The following is a 12,873-nucleotide window of genomic DNA, read 5'->3' as shown; positions in this document are numbered from 1 at the left end:
CGGCACCGCCGCGAGCCGCGCCTGGCACGGGTTTCCGCCGGACCGATGACTTCCGAGGCCGGCTCCGGTCGACAGAGGCATGAAGACGCTCACTCTCCAGACGCCCGAGGTCGACCTGGTCTACGACGTCCACGCCCCCACGGCGGCCGAGACCGGGCACCGCCCCCTGTTCATGATCGGCCAGCCCATGTGCGCCGACGGCTTCACCACGCTCGCGTCGTACTTCCCGGACCGCACAGTCATCACGTACGACCCGCGCGGGCTCGGCCGCAGCGTCCGCAAGGACGGCCGCAACGACTCGCTGCCCGAGGTGCAGGCCCGGGACGTACGCGATATCGTCGACGCCCTCGGCGCGGGCCCGGTCGACATGTTCGCCAGCAGCGGCGGCGCGGTGACCGCGCTCGCCCTGGTGGCCGCGTACCCGGACGTGGTGACCACGCTGGTGGCGCACGAGCCGCCGCTGGTCACGCTGCTCCCCGACGCCGAGGCCGCCGGCCGGGCCATGGCCGCCTGCCAGGAGGCGTACCGGAGGAACGGCTGGGGTGCCGGCATGGCGGCGTTCATCGCCATGACGTCGTGGCGGGGCGAGTTCACCGACGACTACTTCGCCCAGCCCGCGCCGGACCCCGCCGCGTTCGGGATGCCGGCCGAGGACGACGGCAGCCGGGACGACCCGCTGCTCTCCGACCGGTCCGCGGCGGTCACCGTCTACCGGCCGGACGTCGACGCGCTGCGCGCCGCGCCCACCCGGGTCGTGGTGGCGGTGGGCGAGGAGTCGGCGGACACGCTCACCGCGCGGACGTCGGTGGCCACCGCGGAGCTGCTGGGCGGACAGCCCGCGGTCTTCCCGAGCCACCACGGCGGATTCCTCGGCGAGGAGATGGGCCACGCCGGGCAGCCGGAGGCGTTCGCGCGCCGGCTGCGGGAGATCCTCGACGCCTGACCGCGGCGGCGCCGTGTCGCGGATGCCCGCGACGGCTCAGGCCCGGCACACCTCGGTGAGCATCGCGGGGTAGGGCCCGGCCGGTGTGCCGGGCCCGGCCTGGTCGGCGGGGACGACGTTCTCCATCCGCAGCCGCAGGAGGGCCGGGTCGGCGGTATCGAGGACGATCCGCCACCCCCAGCCGCCGCCGTACTCGGCGGTCAGCTCGACCGCCGACCCGTCCGCCGCGCCGGTGAGCGTCATCGGGGTCGGCTGCTGGTGCCACGAGTCGCCCCACCAGGCGACGAGCGAGCCCGGCCGGTCCCCCGCGGCGATCACCAGCAGGCCGTCCTGCGGGCCGTCGTCGGGGTGGCTCCACGAGTACGAGACGGTGGTGAGGTGCCCGCCGGCCGGGGTGGCGACTGTGAGCGCGGCCGGTGACTCGGCGAGCGGATCGGCGGGCATCAGCCGGAAGCCGTTGGTGCCGACCCAGGAGCCGGTGACGTCGGTGAGAACCATCGTCCCAGGATAGGAACCACCCCCGACACTGCTTCTCCACGCCGGTCGGGGAGATCTTGGAGGGATTTGGGCCCCCATGAGGGCCGTTTGCTTCCAAGATCTCTGGTTGGGCAGGATCAGGCGGAGAAGCTGTCGTCGGCGTCGCGGGCGTCCGCCTGGATGTGCTCGCCGGGGCGCCTGCCCCGGATCTCGTCCTGTTCGCGTACCCGGTCCGCTTCGGCGTGTTCGTCCCGGTTCAGGTCACCGAGTCGCGCCCGGGCCGGACCGGCCAGATCCTCCAGGTCGTTCTTCGCGCGTTCGACGCTCATGCCGCCTCCCCGGATCGTCGCGTGGCGGCCCTCGCCGCCTGCCGCGTCGCGTCCCCGCTGACCCGGCCGGCAAACCGACCGCCCCCGGACCGGTTGGGCCACGCGACCAGCCGCTGCGCCGCCGCGGCCCGAGCCGGCTGCGCCGCTTCGACCCGGGCCCGGCTGCGCCGGGTGGCTATGCGGGCGGCATGTTCGCGGTCAGGTCCTCGGCGTGCCGCAGCGTGTCGGCCAGCGCGTCGCGCGAACCGTCGTCCAGCGGGATCGAGCGGGCCTGCCGCACCAGCTCCCGCGCGGACTCCGGCTCGCCGAGTTGCAGCGCCAGCTCCGCCCGGTAGACCAGCGCCTCCACCTGGACGGCCGGGTCGTCGGCGGCCTCCGGGCGGGCCAGCGCGCCGTCGAGGATCCGCGCGGCCTGCTCGGGATTGCCGCGCGAGTCGGCCTGCACCACCGCGTTGCGCAGCGTGCGGGCCAGGCCGCCCCGGTCGTCGGTCTCCGGCGGGGTGGACCGGCCGACGAACCGGATCCAGTTGCCGCCGGGGTCGACGATGCTGAACCCGAAGTGGCCCTCCTGGTTGCTGCGGGGGCGGGGCCGGGTCATCCGGGGCACGCCGGACACGAGCATCTTTCCGTACGTGGCACGCATGCCGTCCGCGAAGGCCCGGTGGATGTCGACCAGGTCGTCCACCACCACCAGGCAGGAGCCGTAGGAGTCGGCGGGATCGAACTGCGGCATCCCGAAGAAGTGCAGATGGAGATCCTCCCGCCGCAGCGTCAGGTACGGGTTCGGGCGCTCCTGCCGGTACGTGACCTCGAAGCCGAGGGCCTGGTAGAAGGGCGCCACGTCGTCCAGGGAGCGGCAGGGCAGCAGCGGGATCGTCGTCTCGTTAGTCATGCTCCGAGCCTGGCGACCGGGGGCCGGCACGCGCACATGGAAATGTCCGATCGGCTGCCGGCGCTGCCCGAACGGACACGGGGCCGGTCCGCTGTGGACCGGCCCCCGTGCGGGGTATCGCGTGGGTCAGGGCTTCCAGGAGCCGGCGGAACGGAAGCGGTGCTTGTATTCGACGACGCCGTTCTGGTCCTTCACGTCGAAGATGAGCTGCCCGCTGCGCTTGGACCCCTCGGGCAGGTTGGTGCCCGAGGTCATCAGCTTGCCGCAACCGGAGAATGCGCCGCCGATGCCGCTCTCCTCGGTGCCGTCCGCGGCGACCCAGGTGAAGTAGAACGGGTTGATCGAGCCGGTGCCCTTGGTGATCTCGGCGGTCACGTCGGCGATCAGGAACATGCCGTTCTTCGGGCCGGGCATGACCTCGCTGCAGGCGGCGTTCTTGGTCCGGAAGTTGCCGACGGTGATCTCGATGGTGCCGCGGTCGTCGTTGACGACCAGCTTGTCGCCGGCCGGCATGTTGAACGTCTTGTCGTCGGTGTTGCCCGGCTGCGGCGTGCCGGTGGGAGCGCCCGTCGGGGTGTCACCTGTGGGCTGGCCGTAGGTGACGCCCGGGGTGGGCAGCGAGTCGATCGCCTCCTGGGTCTTCTTCGCGCCGCTGTAGATGGCGAAGATGCCGCCACCGCAGCACAGCAGCAGCAGGATCACCGCGATGACGCCGACGGTGATCCAGACGTTCTTGTTCGACTTCTTCGCCGGCGGACCGAACGGCGCTCCGGGCGGCGGCGGGTACGCGCCACCACCGGGCGGCGGGTAACCGCCCGGCGGCGGGTAGCCACCCGGGGGCTGGTACGTGGCACCCGGCTGCTGGTACTCCGCCCCCGGCGGCGGGTAGGCGGCACCCGGCGGCTGGTACGCCCCGCCCGGCGGCTGGTACTCGCTGCCCGGCGGCGGGTACGGCGCGCCGGAGGTGGGCGGCGCCGGCGGGAACGCCTCGGTGGGAGCGGGCGCGGGCGGGTACTGCTCGCCCGGACCCGGCTGCGGCGGGTAGGGCGCGCCCGAGGTCGGAGCGGGCGGCGGCGCGTACGGGCTGCCCGGCACCGGCGGCATCGGGGCGGTGGGGAACGCCTGCGTCGGCGGTTCCTGCGGCTGCTGGTTCGGGTCCGGTGACTCGGACGGAGGCTGAGGCTGGCTCACCGTACTCCTTGGGGCGCCTTCGGAATTTTCAGTCGGAACGACGGTACAAGCCGGGCACAACCCGCCCGGCAGTGCCTCATCGAGGTGGCAGGACGGCCGCGGTGCGGACCAGGTCGTCGTCCACGGCGAACCGTCCGGTCACCGCTGACGGCGGATCGGGCACCGGGGCGGCGGCGATCCGGGCCGGCGCGATCTCGGCGTGGAACGTGCCCGCCTCCGGGTCGAGCACGACGCGCGCGTCGGCGAAGCCCAGCCACGTTCCGACCAGCGGGTGCCAGACCTTGTAGACGGTCTCCTTCGCGCTGAACAGCACGGTCGGCCAGGGCGTGCCGGGCGGCAGCCGGGCCAGGTCCGCCTCCTCGTCGGGGCGGCACACCTTCCGGCGTACCCCCGGGGAGAGCGGCCGGAAACGCTCGGCGTCGATGCCGACGGCGCGGACGTCGGTGGTGCGGGCGGCTGCTGCCGCGCAGTAGTCGCGGGTGTGGGTGATCGCGCCGACCACGCCGGGCGGCCAGATCGGGGCCCGGTCGGCGCCGGCCGGCACCGGCGTGGCGGGCAGGCCGAGCGCGCTGAGCGCCCGGCGGGCGCAGACCCGCCCGGCGGTGAAGTCGCGGCGACGCCCGGGCACCGCGCGCTCACCCAGGGCGGCCAGCTCGGCCGGGAGCAGGTCACCGGCCCAGTCGGCCGGGCCGGCCACCGCCACGGCGACCTCGGCCGGAAGCAGATCACGCACGAGAGGTGGATGACGGGGACACGCGGTGAACGTACCGTAACGCTTGGGCGTGCCGCTGCGCTGAAGGAATGTTGCGGGGAGGCAACCGGTCCATCACCACCATTCCTGACTCGGAAGGAGCGGCCGATGACGCCTGGCGCGGAGGTTTCGGGAAGTACCGGCGGCGAGCACGTGCCGGTGACCCCCGACTGGACCTGCGGCTCGTGCGGTGACGACTGGCCCTGCGCCACGAAACGTCATCACCTGCTGCGCGAGTACCAGGTGGACCGGGCGTCGTTGAGCGTCTATCTCGGGTCCTGCCTCGCCGCGGCGACGCAGGATCTGCGCTCCGTGCCGGTCACCGCGCTCCAGGACCGGTTCATCGGCTGGGTGCCGCGCGGCCCGCGTACCGCTGAGGCGTGAGCGCGTCCGGTGGCCGCCGCGTCGGGTTCGCGGCGGCCACCGGCTGCGGTCCTCAGGGGCGGCGGGGCCGCCGGGTGAGCCCGAAGCCGGCCACGCCGGCCACGGCCGCGAGTACGCCGCCCACAGTGGTCCACACCCAGCGCGATCCGGCCTCGGGGAGCCAGCCGGTCAGGTCGATCTCCTCGTCGGCCACCGGCTCGGGTGCCGGCTCGGCGGTGAGCACGGTGCCGGCCCTGGTGTTGGGCACCAGTGGCGCGGCCAGTTCGCCGTCGTCGCCGGACGCGCCGCCGGAGTCGGTCGCGCCGACGAGCATCTCCACGTCGATCGGCAGACCCAGGTCGGGTTCGGGCAGGTCGGTGACGGAGAGCCGGATGTAGTAGGTGCCGGGCAGCGGGTCGCCCGACCACGGCTCGGCCCACGGCCGTACCCGGCGCAGCGTGCAGCCCAGCGCGACGCTCGTCGCCGACGCGTCGGCGGTGGGGGTCTGCGCGCCCGCGGTGCACGCCTGCCGGCGGCGCAGCCCGTCGAAGACCTCGACGGTCCAGGTGGACGCGCCGCTGCGTGGCTTCGGGAACGTGACGGTGGCGGTGACCTCGTGCACCTGCCCGGCGTCGGCGCGGAACGACCAGTACAGGTGGTCGCCGGTCGACGCGCCCACCTGCACCGGCTGACCGGCGGTGACGGTCGTGGCGGTGAGGAACGAGGTGCCGGCCTTGGTCACCGTGGTCGCGCCCGGTGACGGGCTGGGCGCGGCCAGGCCCGCCGCCGGGGTGAGGGCGAGTCCGACGGCGGTGGTCGCCGCCGCGGCGCGGATCAGCGTACGCATGCTCAGTTCGTCCTCCACGTGTGCACCCACCAGCGGGTGAGCAGTCCGGCGACCAGCCCGGTGAGCAGTCCGGCGAGCGTGAGCAGGAGCAGCAGCACCCAGCCGCGGCCGAGGTCCGGCCCGTCCGGCGCGGGGGAGGCGTCCACCACGTCGACGGTCAGCTCCACCGGCATGCCGGGACGGGCCTGGGTGCCGGGCTTGGCCGCGAACGAGTTGCTGACCACCAGGCAGACGGTCCGTACCGCCTGCTCCGCGCCCGGCGTCGGCTCGGCGCTCGGGCCGTCCTCCTCCTCCCCTTCGGCGGCCGACCAGCGCAGCCCGGCGGAGACCACGTCGGTACGCCCGCTGCCGGCGTCGACGCCCCGGACCAGTTCCCGCCCGTCCGGCGCGGTGGCGCGCAGCAGCACGCCGTAGTCCGGGTTGACCGGCCGGTCCAGCGCGACGCTCACCGAGGCGCGCAGCTCCTGCCCGGGACGCACCGGCACCCGGTACCAGCGGTGCTCGGAGAACGCCTCCCGGTCGCTGTAGACGCCGGGGGCGAGCATCGGGGCGCCCTCGCACGCGGTGCCGCCGCCGACCACCGCCGGGGCGGCCGTGTACGTGTCCCGGGCGCGGTCGACGAGCTGCTTGATCCGGCCGGTCAGCTCGTCGGCGCTCTGTGCGGCGGTGTAGGTGCCCCCGGTCGCGCCGGCGATGCAGAGCAACTGCCGGCGTACCTTCTCGTCCGGCGCCAGGCCGAGCGTGTCGACCACCAGGCGGGTGCCCTGGGCGGCCAGCTCACGGGCCACCTCGCACGGGTCGGGCGGCGCGCAGGTGTCCTCGCCGTCGGTGATCAGCACGATCCGGCGGGCGGTGCTGCCGGTGCCCAGGTCCTGTGCGGCGGAGCGCAGCGCCAGCCCGACCGGGGTGAAACCGGTCGGGCGCAGCCCGGCGACTGCGGCCTTGGCCTGGGTACGGTCCACCGGGCCGACCGGCACGATCTGCTGGGTGTCCAGGCAGCCCTGCTTCTTGTCCTTGCCCCGGTAGGTGGCGCCGAGCACCCGGATGCCGAGCTGTGTCTCGTCCGGCAGGGCGTCGACCACCTCGTTGAACGCCTGCTGCGCGACGGAGATCCGGCTGCGGCCGTCGATGTCGCGGGCCCGCATCGACCCGCTGACGTCGAGGACCAGCTCGACCTTGGGTGGTTCGGCGACGGGCTCGGTGGTCTCGTCGTCGGCCCCGGCGGGGCTCGGCCCGATCAGCGCGGCCGCCGCCAGCAGTCCGATGAGGACGGCCGTCGATCGTCTCTTGTTGATCACCGGGCGAAGTGTAGTGAGATCCACTTTGGAAGATCATCCGGGTCCGAGGTGCCCGCCGGGACGCCTTTCCGGCGTCGGCCCGACCCGTCATGTCGGCGCGCTGCCACCCACCGTTACCTGCACCATGTAAACCTTTCGGCCGGTGGTGCACTCGTCGGAAATCTGACCGGCCCGCACCCGTTGTGCCGTTGCCGGAGTGTGGTTAAGCTCTGTCTTGCGCGCCCCAATCGCCCGCTTCCCCCGTGGCAGGCGATCGGGGCGCGCTTCTTTGTGCCCGGCGCCGCGCAGCATCCCGCGCCCCGCGTCAGATCCAGCGGCCGTCCAGCCACATCCGCGCCGACCAGTCCGCGTACGGCAGCACCCGGCCCACGAAGATCGGGTAGAAGTACGCGAAACAGAGCGCCACGAGCAACACGTACGCGCCCGCGATGATCCCGCCCACCAGCCGGCGGTCGTGGACCTGTTGCGGGTCCGGTGGCGCGGCCGTGTTCGTCGCCGGCGCCGGGGTGGCGATCGCGCCGAGCACGTAGACCACCGCGAGCACCAGGAACGGCACCGCCGGCGCGGCGTAGAAGGAGAACATCGTCCGGCCGTCGAGGGCGAACCAGAACCAGGGCAGCAGGCCGGCGGCGACGCTGAGCAGGATCGCGCCCGCCCGCCAGTCACGCCGGGCCAGGCCGAGCCAGGCGGTCGCGGCGATCGCCGGCAGGAACGACCACCACAGCAGCGGCGTGCCCAGCAGCAGCACCTCCGAGGCGCAGCTCGGCGCGCCGCAACTGCCGTCCCCGGACCAGTGGAACGCCACCGGACGGCCGAGCAGCAGCCACTGCCAGGGCCAGGACTGGTACTTGTGCGGGTCGTCGAGCTGGGTGTGGAAGCCGTACGCGGCCTTGTGGTACTCCCACAGGTTGATCAGCGCCCCGATGAACGGGGTGTCGCTCAGCTCCGGGTTGTTCGGGTAGCGCTCCGCCAGGCGGTAGTAGCCGTCCTGCCCGAGCAGCCAGCCCGACCAGGTCGCGACGTAGGTAACGAGTATCAGCGCACCTGCGGCGAGCAGCCACGGCAGCTCGTCGAGCACCGCGTCGCGCCACGGCCGGCGTACCCCGGACGAGCGGCGGACGCCGACCTCCCAGAGCAGCACCAGCAACGCGAACGCCGGTACGAAGTAGAGCGCGCTCCACTTCACCGAGCAGGCGCAGCCGAGCAGCACCCCGGCCGCCAGCCGCCACCACGGCCAGTCCCGCCAGCCCGACGACGGCCGCCCGGCCTTACCCGGCTGGGTCGGGTCGAGCCCGTCCTCCAGCGCCCGGGCCCAGCGCCGCCGCCGGGCGTCCCGGTCGAGCACCAGCGCGCCGAACGCGGCGAGCACGAACAGCAGCAGGAAGATGTCGAGGATGGCCGTGCGGGACAGCACCAGGTGGTAGCCGTCGAGCGCGAGCAGCAGGCCGGCCGCGCAGCCGAGCACCGTGGAGCGGAACATCCGCCGCCCGATGCGGACCAGCAGCAGCACCGACAGCGTGCCGGCCACCGCCGCGCCGAAGCGCCAGCCGAACTCCGGCGACGTGGTCATCAGATGGCCCGGCACCGAGACGCCGCTGTCCGCGTCCTGGTAGCCGAAGGCCCACTCGCCGATGCCGATCATCCACTTGCCCAGCGGTGGATGCACCACGTACGAGGGGCCGTTGTCCTTGTAGTTCCACTCGAAGCCGCGGTCGATCAGCCCGTACGCGTCCTTGGCGTAGTAGGTCTCGTCGAAGATCTTCCCGGGCGGGAAACTGAGCCCCACGAAGCGCAGGATCGCCGCGATGGCCACCACCACCGCTGTCGCCAGCCACGCCTGACCTCGGCCGATGCGGTCGTCGACGGTGGCGAGGCGGCGCCGCACGGCGGCGGGGAGCCCGCGCCCGGCGCCGTCGCCCGGGTCGGTGGTGGAAGGGTCCGGGTTCGCGCTCTGTGCTGTCGACGCACTCGTCACCCGGCGATCGTAGGCTGCGAGGGTGCCCGGTGGCGTCCGTCGTCTCCGAAATTGGTACGACCATCGATGAGGGAGCGCACGCCGTGGGGGAAATGTCCGAGGTAGGACGGTTGGTGTTGCTCGGCGCGCCGCTCGGCAACCCGGCCGACGCGTCCGCCCGGTTCCGCGAGGTGCTGGCCGCCGCCGACGTGGTCGCCGCCGAGGACACCCGGCGGCTCACCCGGCTGGCCCGCGACCTGGACGTGACGGTGCCCGGCCGGATCGTCTCGTACTTCGAGGGCAACGAGGAGCGGCGTACCCCCGAACTGGCCGAGGTGCTCACCGCCGGCTACACGGTCGCGCTGGTCACCGACGGCGGTATGCCGAGCGTCTCCGACCCCGGGTACCGGCTGGTCCGGGCCGCGCTGGACGCCGGGGTGCCGGTCACCGCGGCGCCCGGGCCCAGCGCGGTGACCACCGCGCTGGCGCTGTCCGGGCTGCCCTGCGACAGGTTCTGCTTCGAGGGCTTCCTGCCCCGTACCCCCGGCGCCCGCCGCTCCCGGCTGCGGGCGCTCGCCGCCGAGGACCGCACGCTGGTGTTCTTCGAGGCGCCGCACCGCATCGCCGGGGCGCTCGCCGACCTGGCCGAGGCGTTCGGGCCGGACCGGCCCGCCGCGCTCTGCCGCGAGCTGACCAAGACCTACGAGGAGGTCGTCCGCCGGCCGCTCGGCGAACTGGCCGAGTGGGCCGCCGAGGGCGACCCCCGGGGCGAGATCACGCTCGTCGTGGCGGGCGCCCCGGCCACACCGGCGGTCCGGCCGGACGACGAGACGCTGCGCGCCGCGGTGGCCGAGCGCGAGGCGGCCGGACTGTCCCGCCGGGACGCGATCACCGAGGTCGCCACCGCGTACGGGCTGCGGCGGCGGGAGGTGTACGCGGTCGTGCACAGCTGAAAGGAAGGGCCCCTTCTTAACGCCTGCGGTAGAGGAAGGGCCCTCTCTTAACGCCTCACCTCACCAGGCGGCGGCGAGGAAGCCGACGGTGATCAACGCCGGACCGGCCAGTGCCAGGCCGACCGCCCAGCGCCGCTGTCGTTCGTCCGCGAGCCGGGTCGCCCCGGTCCACCTGGCGATCCCGGCGGCGCAGCCGGCCACCAGGGCCAGCCCCAGTAGCCAGCGCAGGTGCCGTCCGGCGCCGGTGTCCGCGTAGGCGGTGTACCCGTCCGGCCCGGTCATCCGCGCGCGCAGCGAACTGCCGGTGTCGGTGCGGCCGGCCGGTACGCCGCTGACGCGTACCCCATGGGCCTGGAACCGGTCTCCGTCGGCGGAGAAGATGCCCCGGCAGCGCTGGGTGAGCCCGCCGCCCGCGCACTCGGTGATCATCACGGTGCCGCCGGTCGAGTGCCCCACCGCCAGCCACAGCGGCCCGGCGCTCACCCAGGCGAAGAACGCGGCGAGCAGGCTCAGCGTCAGCAGCACCGCCAGGCCGGCAGGCGGGCTGGGCGGTGCGGCCGGGCGGGCGCGTTCCCGCCGCGCGGGCGCCCGGCCGGGACGTGGGCGCGGCTCGTCACGCAGCGGCGTGCCGTCCCAGTGCACCTCCTCGATCGGCGCCCAGCCGCCGGACGTGGCGGCCTCGCGCTGCCAGCGCGGCTGGCGTACCGGCACCCGGTTCGGCACCGCGTCCACCGGCGCGCCGGTGGTCGGCTCCACCTCCACCGGCGGGTCCGCCGGGTCGAGCCGTGGCTGCGGGGCGACGGGCCCGCCGGGCGGCGTCGGCCGCGCCGCCCGCCGGGTGGCGGCCGCCGACGGCTCGGGTGCCGCTGGTCTGCTGGTCACGATGTTCATTTCACACCGGTACGTCTGACTTGTCGGGCAGCTCACGCCGCGTGTCGGCGACAAATCGGACGTACGGTCGGAGCGCACACCCCGTTGGTTCGCGGCACGCCCGCGGCAATCACTAGGCTTGCTGCTCATGAGTCACGTTCTCGCCGCGGTCGCCTGGCCCTACGCCAACGGCCCGCGCCACATCGGCCACGTATCCGGATTCGGCGTTCCCTCCGACGTCTTCTCCCGGTACATGCGGATGGCCGGTCACGACGTGCTCATGGTCTCCGGCACCGACGAACACGGCACCCCGATCCAGGTGCAGGCCGACGCCGAGGGGGTCACCCCGCGCGAGCTGGCCGACCGCTACAACCGGGTGATCGCCGAGGACCTGCGGGCGCTGGGCCTGTCGTACGACCTGTTCACCCGCACCACCACGCGCAACCACTACGCGGTGGTGCAGGAGCTGTTCACCGGTCTGTACCGCAACGGCTACATCGTCCCGAAGGTCACCACCGGGGCGATCTCCCCGTCCACCGGCCGGACGCTGCCCGACCGCTACATCGAGGGCACCTGCCCGATCTGCGGCTACGACAGCGCGCGCGGCGACCAGTGCGACAACTGCGGCAACCAGCTCGACCCGATCGACCTGATCGACCCCAAGTCGAAGATCAACGGGGAGACGCCGGAGTTCGTCGAGACCGAGCACTTCTTCCTCGACCTGCCCGCCCTGGCCGACGCGCTGCGGCAGTGGCTGGACACCCGCGAGGGCTGGCGCCCGAACGTGCTGCGGTTCTCCCGCAACCTGCTCGACGACCTCCAGCCCCGGGCCATCACCCGGGACCTGGAGTGGGGCGTGCCGATCCCGCTCGACGGCTGGCGCGACCGCCAGGACAAGCGGATCTACGTCTGGTTCGACGCGGTCATCGGCTACCTGTCCGCGTCCATCGAGTGGGCCCGGCGCACCGGTGACCCCGAGGCGTGGCGCAGGTATTGGAACCCGAAGGACGGCGAGGGCCCGGCCGTCTCTGCCAGCGGAGCTGGCGGTGACGCCCGCTCCTACTACTTCATGGGCAAGGACAACATCGTCTTCCACTCGGTGATCTGGCCGGCGCTGCTCGGCGGCTACTCCGGTGCGGGCGCCCGCGACGGCGAGCCGGGCGAGCTGGGCCGGCTCAACCTGCCCACCGAGGTCGTCTCCAGCGAGTACCTGACCATGGAGGGGCGGAAGTTCTCCTCCTCCCGCAAGGTGGTCATCTACGTCCGGGACTTCCTGGAGCGCTACGACGCCGACGCGCTGCGCTACTTCATCGCGGTGGCCGGCCCGGAGAGCAACGACACCGACTTCACCTGGGCGGAGTTCCTGCGCCGCAACAACGACGAGCTGGTCGCCGGCTGGGGCAACCTGGTCAACCGGTCGGTGTCGATGGCGGCGAAGAACTTCGGCGCGATCCCGCCGGTCGACCCGGCCGGGCTCACCGAGGCCGACCAGGCGCTGCTGGACACCGCGAAGGCCGGCTTCGCCGTGGTCGGCGACCTGATCGCCCGGCACCGGCAGAAGCAGGCCATCGGCGAGGCCATGAAGGTCGTCGCCGAGGCCAACAAGTACCTCTCCGAGCAGGCACCCTGGAAGCTCAAGGGCGAGGACGACAAGCCCCGGATGGGCACCATCCTGCACGTCGCGCTCCAGGTGGTCAGCGACGCCAACACGCTGCTGACCCCGTTCCTGCCGCACTCCGCGCAGAAGATCCACGAGCTGCTCGGCGGCACCGGCGTGCACGCGCCGATGCCGGTCATCGAGGAGGTCGACGACCTCGACGGCGGGCCGTCGTACCCGGTGCTGACCGGTGACTACACGGTCGGGGCGCGCTGGGAGTCCGTACCGCTGGAGGTGGGCCGGCCGCTCGCGGCGCCGAAGCCGGTGTTCCGCAAGCTCGACCCGTCCATCGTCGAGGAGGAGCTGGCCCGCCTGGCCGGCTGAGCACACGCGCGAACCGCCGCCCGG

The 12,873-nt window shown here is 73.6% G+C and carries 13 protein-coding genes; 4 read left to right on the top strand and 9 right to left on the bottom strand.

What is annotated here, in order from left to right; genetic code table 11:
- Positions 1 to 79: 79 nt before the first annotated feature.
- Positions 80 to 943, top strand: a complete 864-nt coding sequence (locus tag ABIH81_RS04275; protein WP_349879114.1) for an alpha/beta hydrolase — start codon at positions 80 to 82, stop codon at positions 941 to 943.
- A 36-nt stretch (positions 944 to 979) separates the two neighbouring features.
- On the opposite strand, the gene ABIH81_RS04270 is transcribed toward ABIH81_RS04275, so the two are convergent.
- The 5 genes from ABIH81_RS04270 to ABIH81_RS04250 form a co-directional block, all read right to left on the bottom strand.
- Positions 980 to 1,441, bottom strand: a complete 462-nt coding sequence (locus ABIH81_RS04270) for a hypothetical protein (RefSeq protein WP_349879113.1) — start codon at positions 1,439 to 1,441, stop codon at positions 980 to 982.
- A gap of 116 nt (positions 1,442 to 1,557) precedes the next feature.
- On the bottom strand, positions 1,558 to 1,749 hold the full coding sequence (locus tag ABIH81_RS04265; protein ID WP_349879112.1) for a general stress protein CsbD: 192 nt from the start codon (positions 1,747 to 1,749) through the stop codon (positions 1,558 to 1,560).
- 175 nt (positions 1,750 to 1,924) lie between these two features.
- Complete coding sequence (locus ABIH81_RS04260) at positions 1,925 to 2,641, bottom strand: VOC family protein (RefSeq protein ID WP_349879111.1); 717 nt, start codon at positions 2,639 to 2,641, stop codon at positions 1,925 to 1,927.
- A gap of 126 nt (positions 2,642 to 2,767) precedes the next feature.
- Positions 2,768 to 3,832, bottom strand: coding sequence for a hypothetical protein (locus ABIH81_RS04255; RefSeq protein ID WP_349879110.1), 1,065 nt, complete (start codon positions 3,830 to 3,832; stop codon positions 2,768 to 2,770).
- Positions 3,833 to 3,908: 76 nt separating this feature from the next.
- Positions 3,909 to 4,565 (bottom strand): 4'-phosphopantetheinyl transferase superfamily protein, encoded by a 657-nt coding sequence (locus ABIH81_RS04250; protein ID WP_349879109.1) that lies wholly within the window; start codon positions 4,563 to 4,565, stop codon positions 3,909 to 3,911.
- A 126-nt stretch (positions 4,566 to 4,691) separates the two neighbouring features.
- On the opposite strand from ABIH81_RS04250, the gene ABIH81_RS04245 reads away from it, so the two are divergent.
- Positions 4,692 to 4,967, top strand: a complete 276-nt coding sequence (locus ABIH81_RS04245) for a hypothetical protein (RefSeq protein WP_349879108.1) — start codon at positions 4,692 to 4,694, stop codon at positions 4,965 to 4,967.
- Between the two features lie 52 nt (positions 4,968 to 5,019).
- Here the strand turns inward: ABIH81_RS04245 and ABIH81_RS04240 are convergent, their stop codons facing one another.
- From ABIH81_RS04240 to ABIH81_RS04230, 3 genes are all read right to left on the bottom strand, one after another.
- Positions 5,020 to 5,793 (bottom strand): peptidase, encoded by a 774-nt coding sequence (locus tag ABIH81_RS04240; protein ID WP_349881007.1) that lies wholly within the window; start codon positions 5,791 to 5,793, stop codon positions 5,020 to 5,022.
- A gap of 2 nt (positions 5,794 to 5,795) precedes the next feature.
- Complete coding sequence (locus ABIH81_RS04235) at positions 5,796 to 7,091, bottom strand: VWA domain-containing protein (RefSeq protein ID WP_349879107.1); 1,296 nt, start codon at positions 7,089 to 7,091, stop codon at positions 5,796 to 5,798.
- A gap of 304 nt (positions 7,092 to 7,395) precedes the next feature.
- Positions 7,396 to 9,066, bottom strand: coding sequence for a phospholipid carrier-dependent glycosyltransferase (locus tag ABIH81_RS04230; protein ID WP_349879106.1), 1,671 nt, complete (start codon positions 9,064 to 9,066; stop codon positions 7,396 to 7,398).
- Positions 9,067 to 9,149: 83 nt separating this feature from the next.
- Here ABIH81_RS04230 and rsmI point away from each other — a divergent pair, with 83 nt between their 5' ends.
- The gene (gene rsmI, locus ABIH81_RS04225; RefSeq protein ID WP_349879105.1) at positions 9,150 to 9,998 is read left to right on the top strand and encodes a 16S rRNA (cytidine(1402)-2'-O)-methyltransferase; all 849 of its coding nucleotides are present in this window, start codon (positions 9,150 to 9,152) and stop codon (positions 9,996 to 9,998) included.
- A 60-nt stretch (positions 9,999 to 10,058) separates the two neighbouring features.
- Here rsmI and ABIH81_RS04220 read toward each other — a convergent pair whose 3' ends face one another.
- Entirely contained in the window at positions 10,059 to 10,889 is an 831-nt protein-coding gene (locus tag ABIH81_RS04220) for a hypothetical protein (protein WP_349879104.1), read from the bottom strand.
- 127 nt (positions 10,890 to 11,016) lie between these two features.
- Here ABIH81_RS04220 and metG point away from each other — a divergent pair, with 127 nt between their 5' ends.
- Complete coding sequence (gene metG, locus ABIH81_RS04215) at positions 11,017 to 12,849, top strand: methionine--tRNA ligase (RefSeq protein ID WP_349879103.1); 1,833 nt, start codon at positions 11,017 to 11,019, stop codon at positions 12,847 to 12,849.
- The last annotated feature ends 24 nt before the right edge of the window (positions 12,850 to 12,873 follow it).

Origin of the sequence: Micromonospora sp. HUAS YX12 (assembly GCF_040215685.1) — a bacterium.
In the GTDB taxonomy this organism is placed as follows: domain Bacteria; phylum Actinomycetota; class Actinomycetes; order Mycobacteriales; family Micromonosporaceae; genus Micromonospora; species Micromonospora tulbaghiae.
Note: the sequence above shows the minus strand (reverse complement) of the source record. Positions and strands in the feature narration are given on the sequence as shown.

Bases quoted from the DNA above. Each gene is read 5' to 3' on its own strand.
- ABIH81_RS04240 (WP_349881007.1), bottom strand. From the start codon at position 5,793: ATGCGTACGCTGATCCGCGCCGCGGCGGCGACCACCGCCGTCGGACTC.
- ABIH81_RS04220 (WP_349879104.1), bottom strand. From the start codon at position 10,889: ATGAACATCGTGACCAGCAGACCAGCGGCACCCGAGCCGTCGGCGGCC.
- metG (WP_349879103.1), top strand. From the start codon at position 11,017: ATGAGTCACGTTCTCGCCGCGGTCGCCTGGCCCTACGCCAACGGCCCG.
- ABIH81_RS04265 (WP_349879112.1), bottom strand. From the start codon at position 1,749: ATGAGCGTCGAACGCGCGAAGAACGACCTGGAGGATCTGGCCGGTCCG.
- ABIH81_RS04260 (WP_349879111.1), bottom strand. From the start codon at position 2,641: ATGACTAACGAGACGACGATCCCGCTGCTGCCCTGCCGCTCCCTGGAC.
- ABIH81_RS04245 (WP_349879108.1), top strand. From the start codon at position 4,692: ATGACGCCTGGCGCGGAGGTTTCGGGAAGTACCGGCGGCGAGCACGTG.
- ABIH81_RS04270 (WP_349879113.1), bottom strand. From the start codon at position 1,441: ATGGTTCTCACCGACGTCACCGGCTCCTGGGTCGGCACCAACGGCTTC.
- ABIH81_RS04275 (WP_349879114.1), top strand. From the start codon at position 80: ATGAAGACGCTCACTCTCCAGACGCCCGAGGTCGACCTGGTCTACGAC.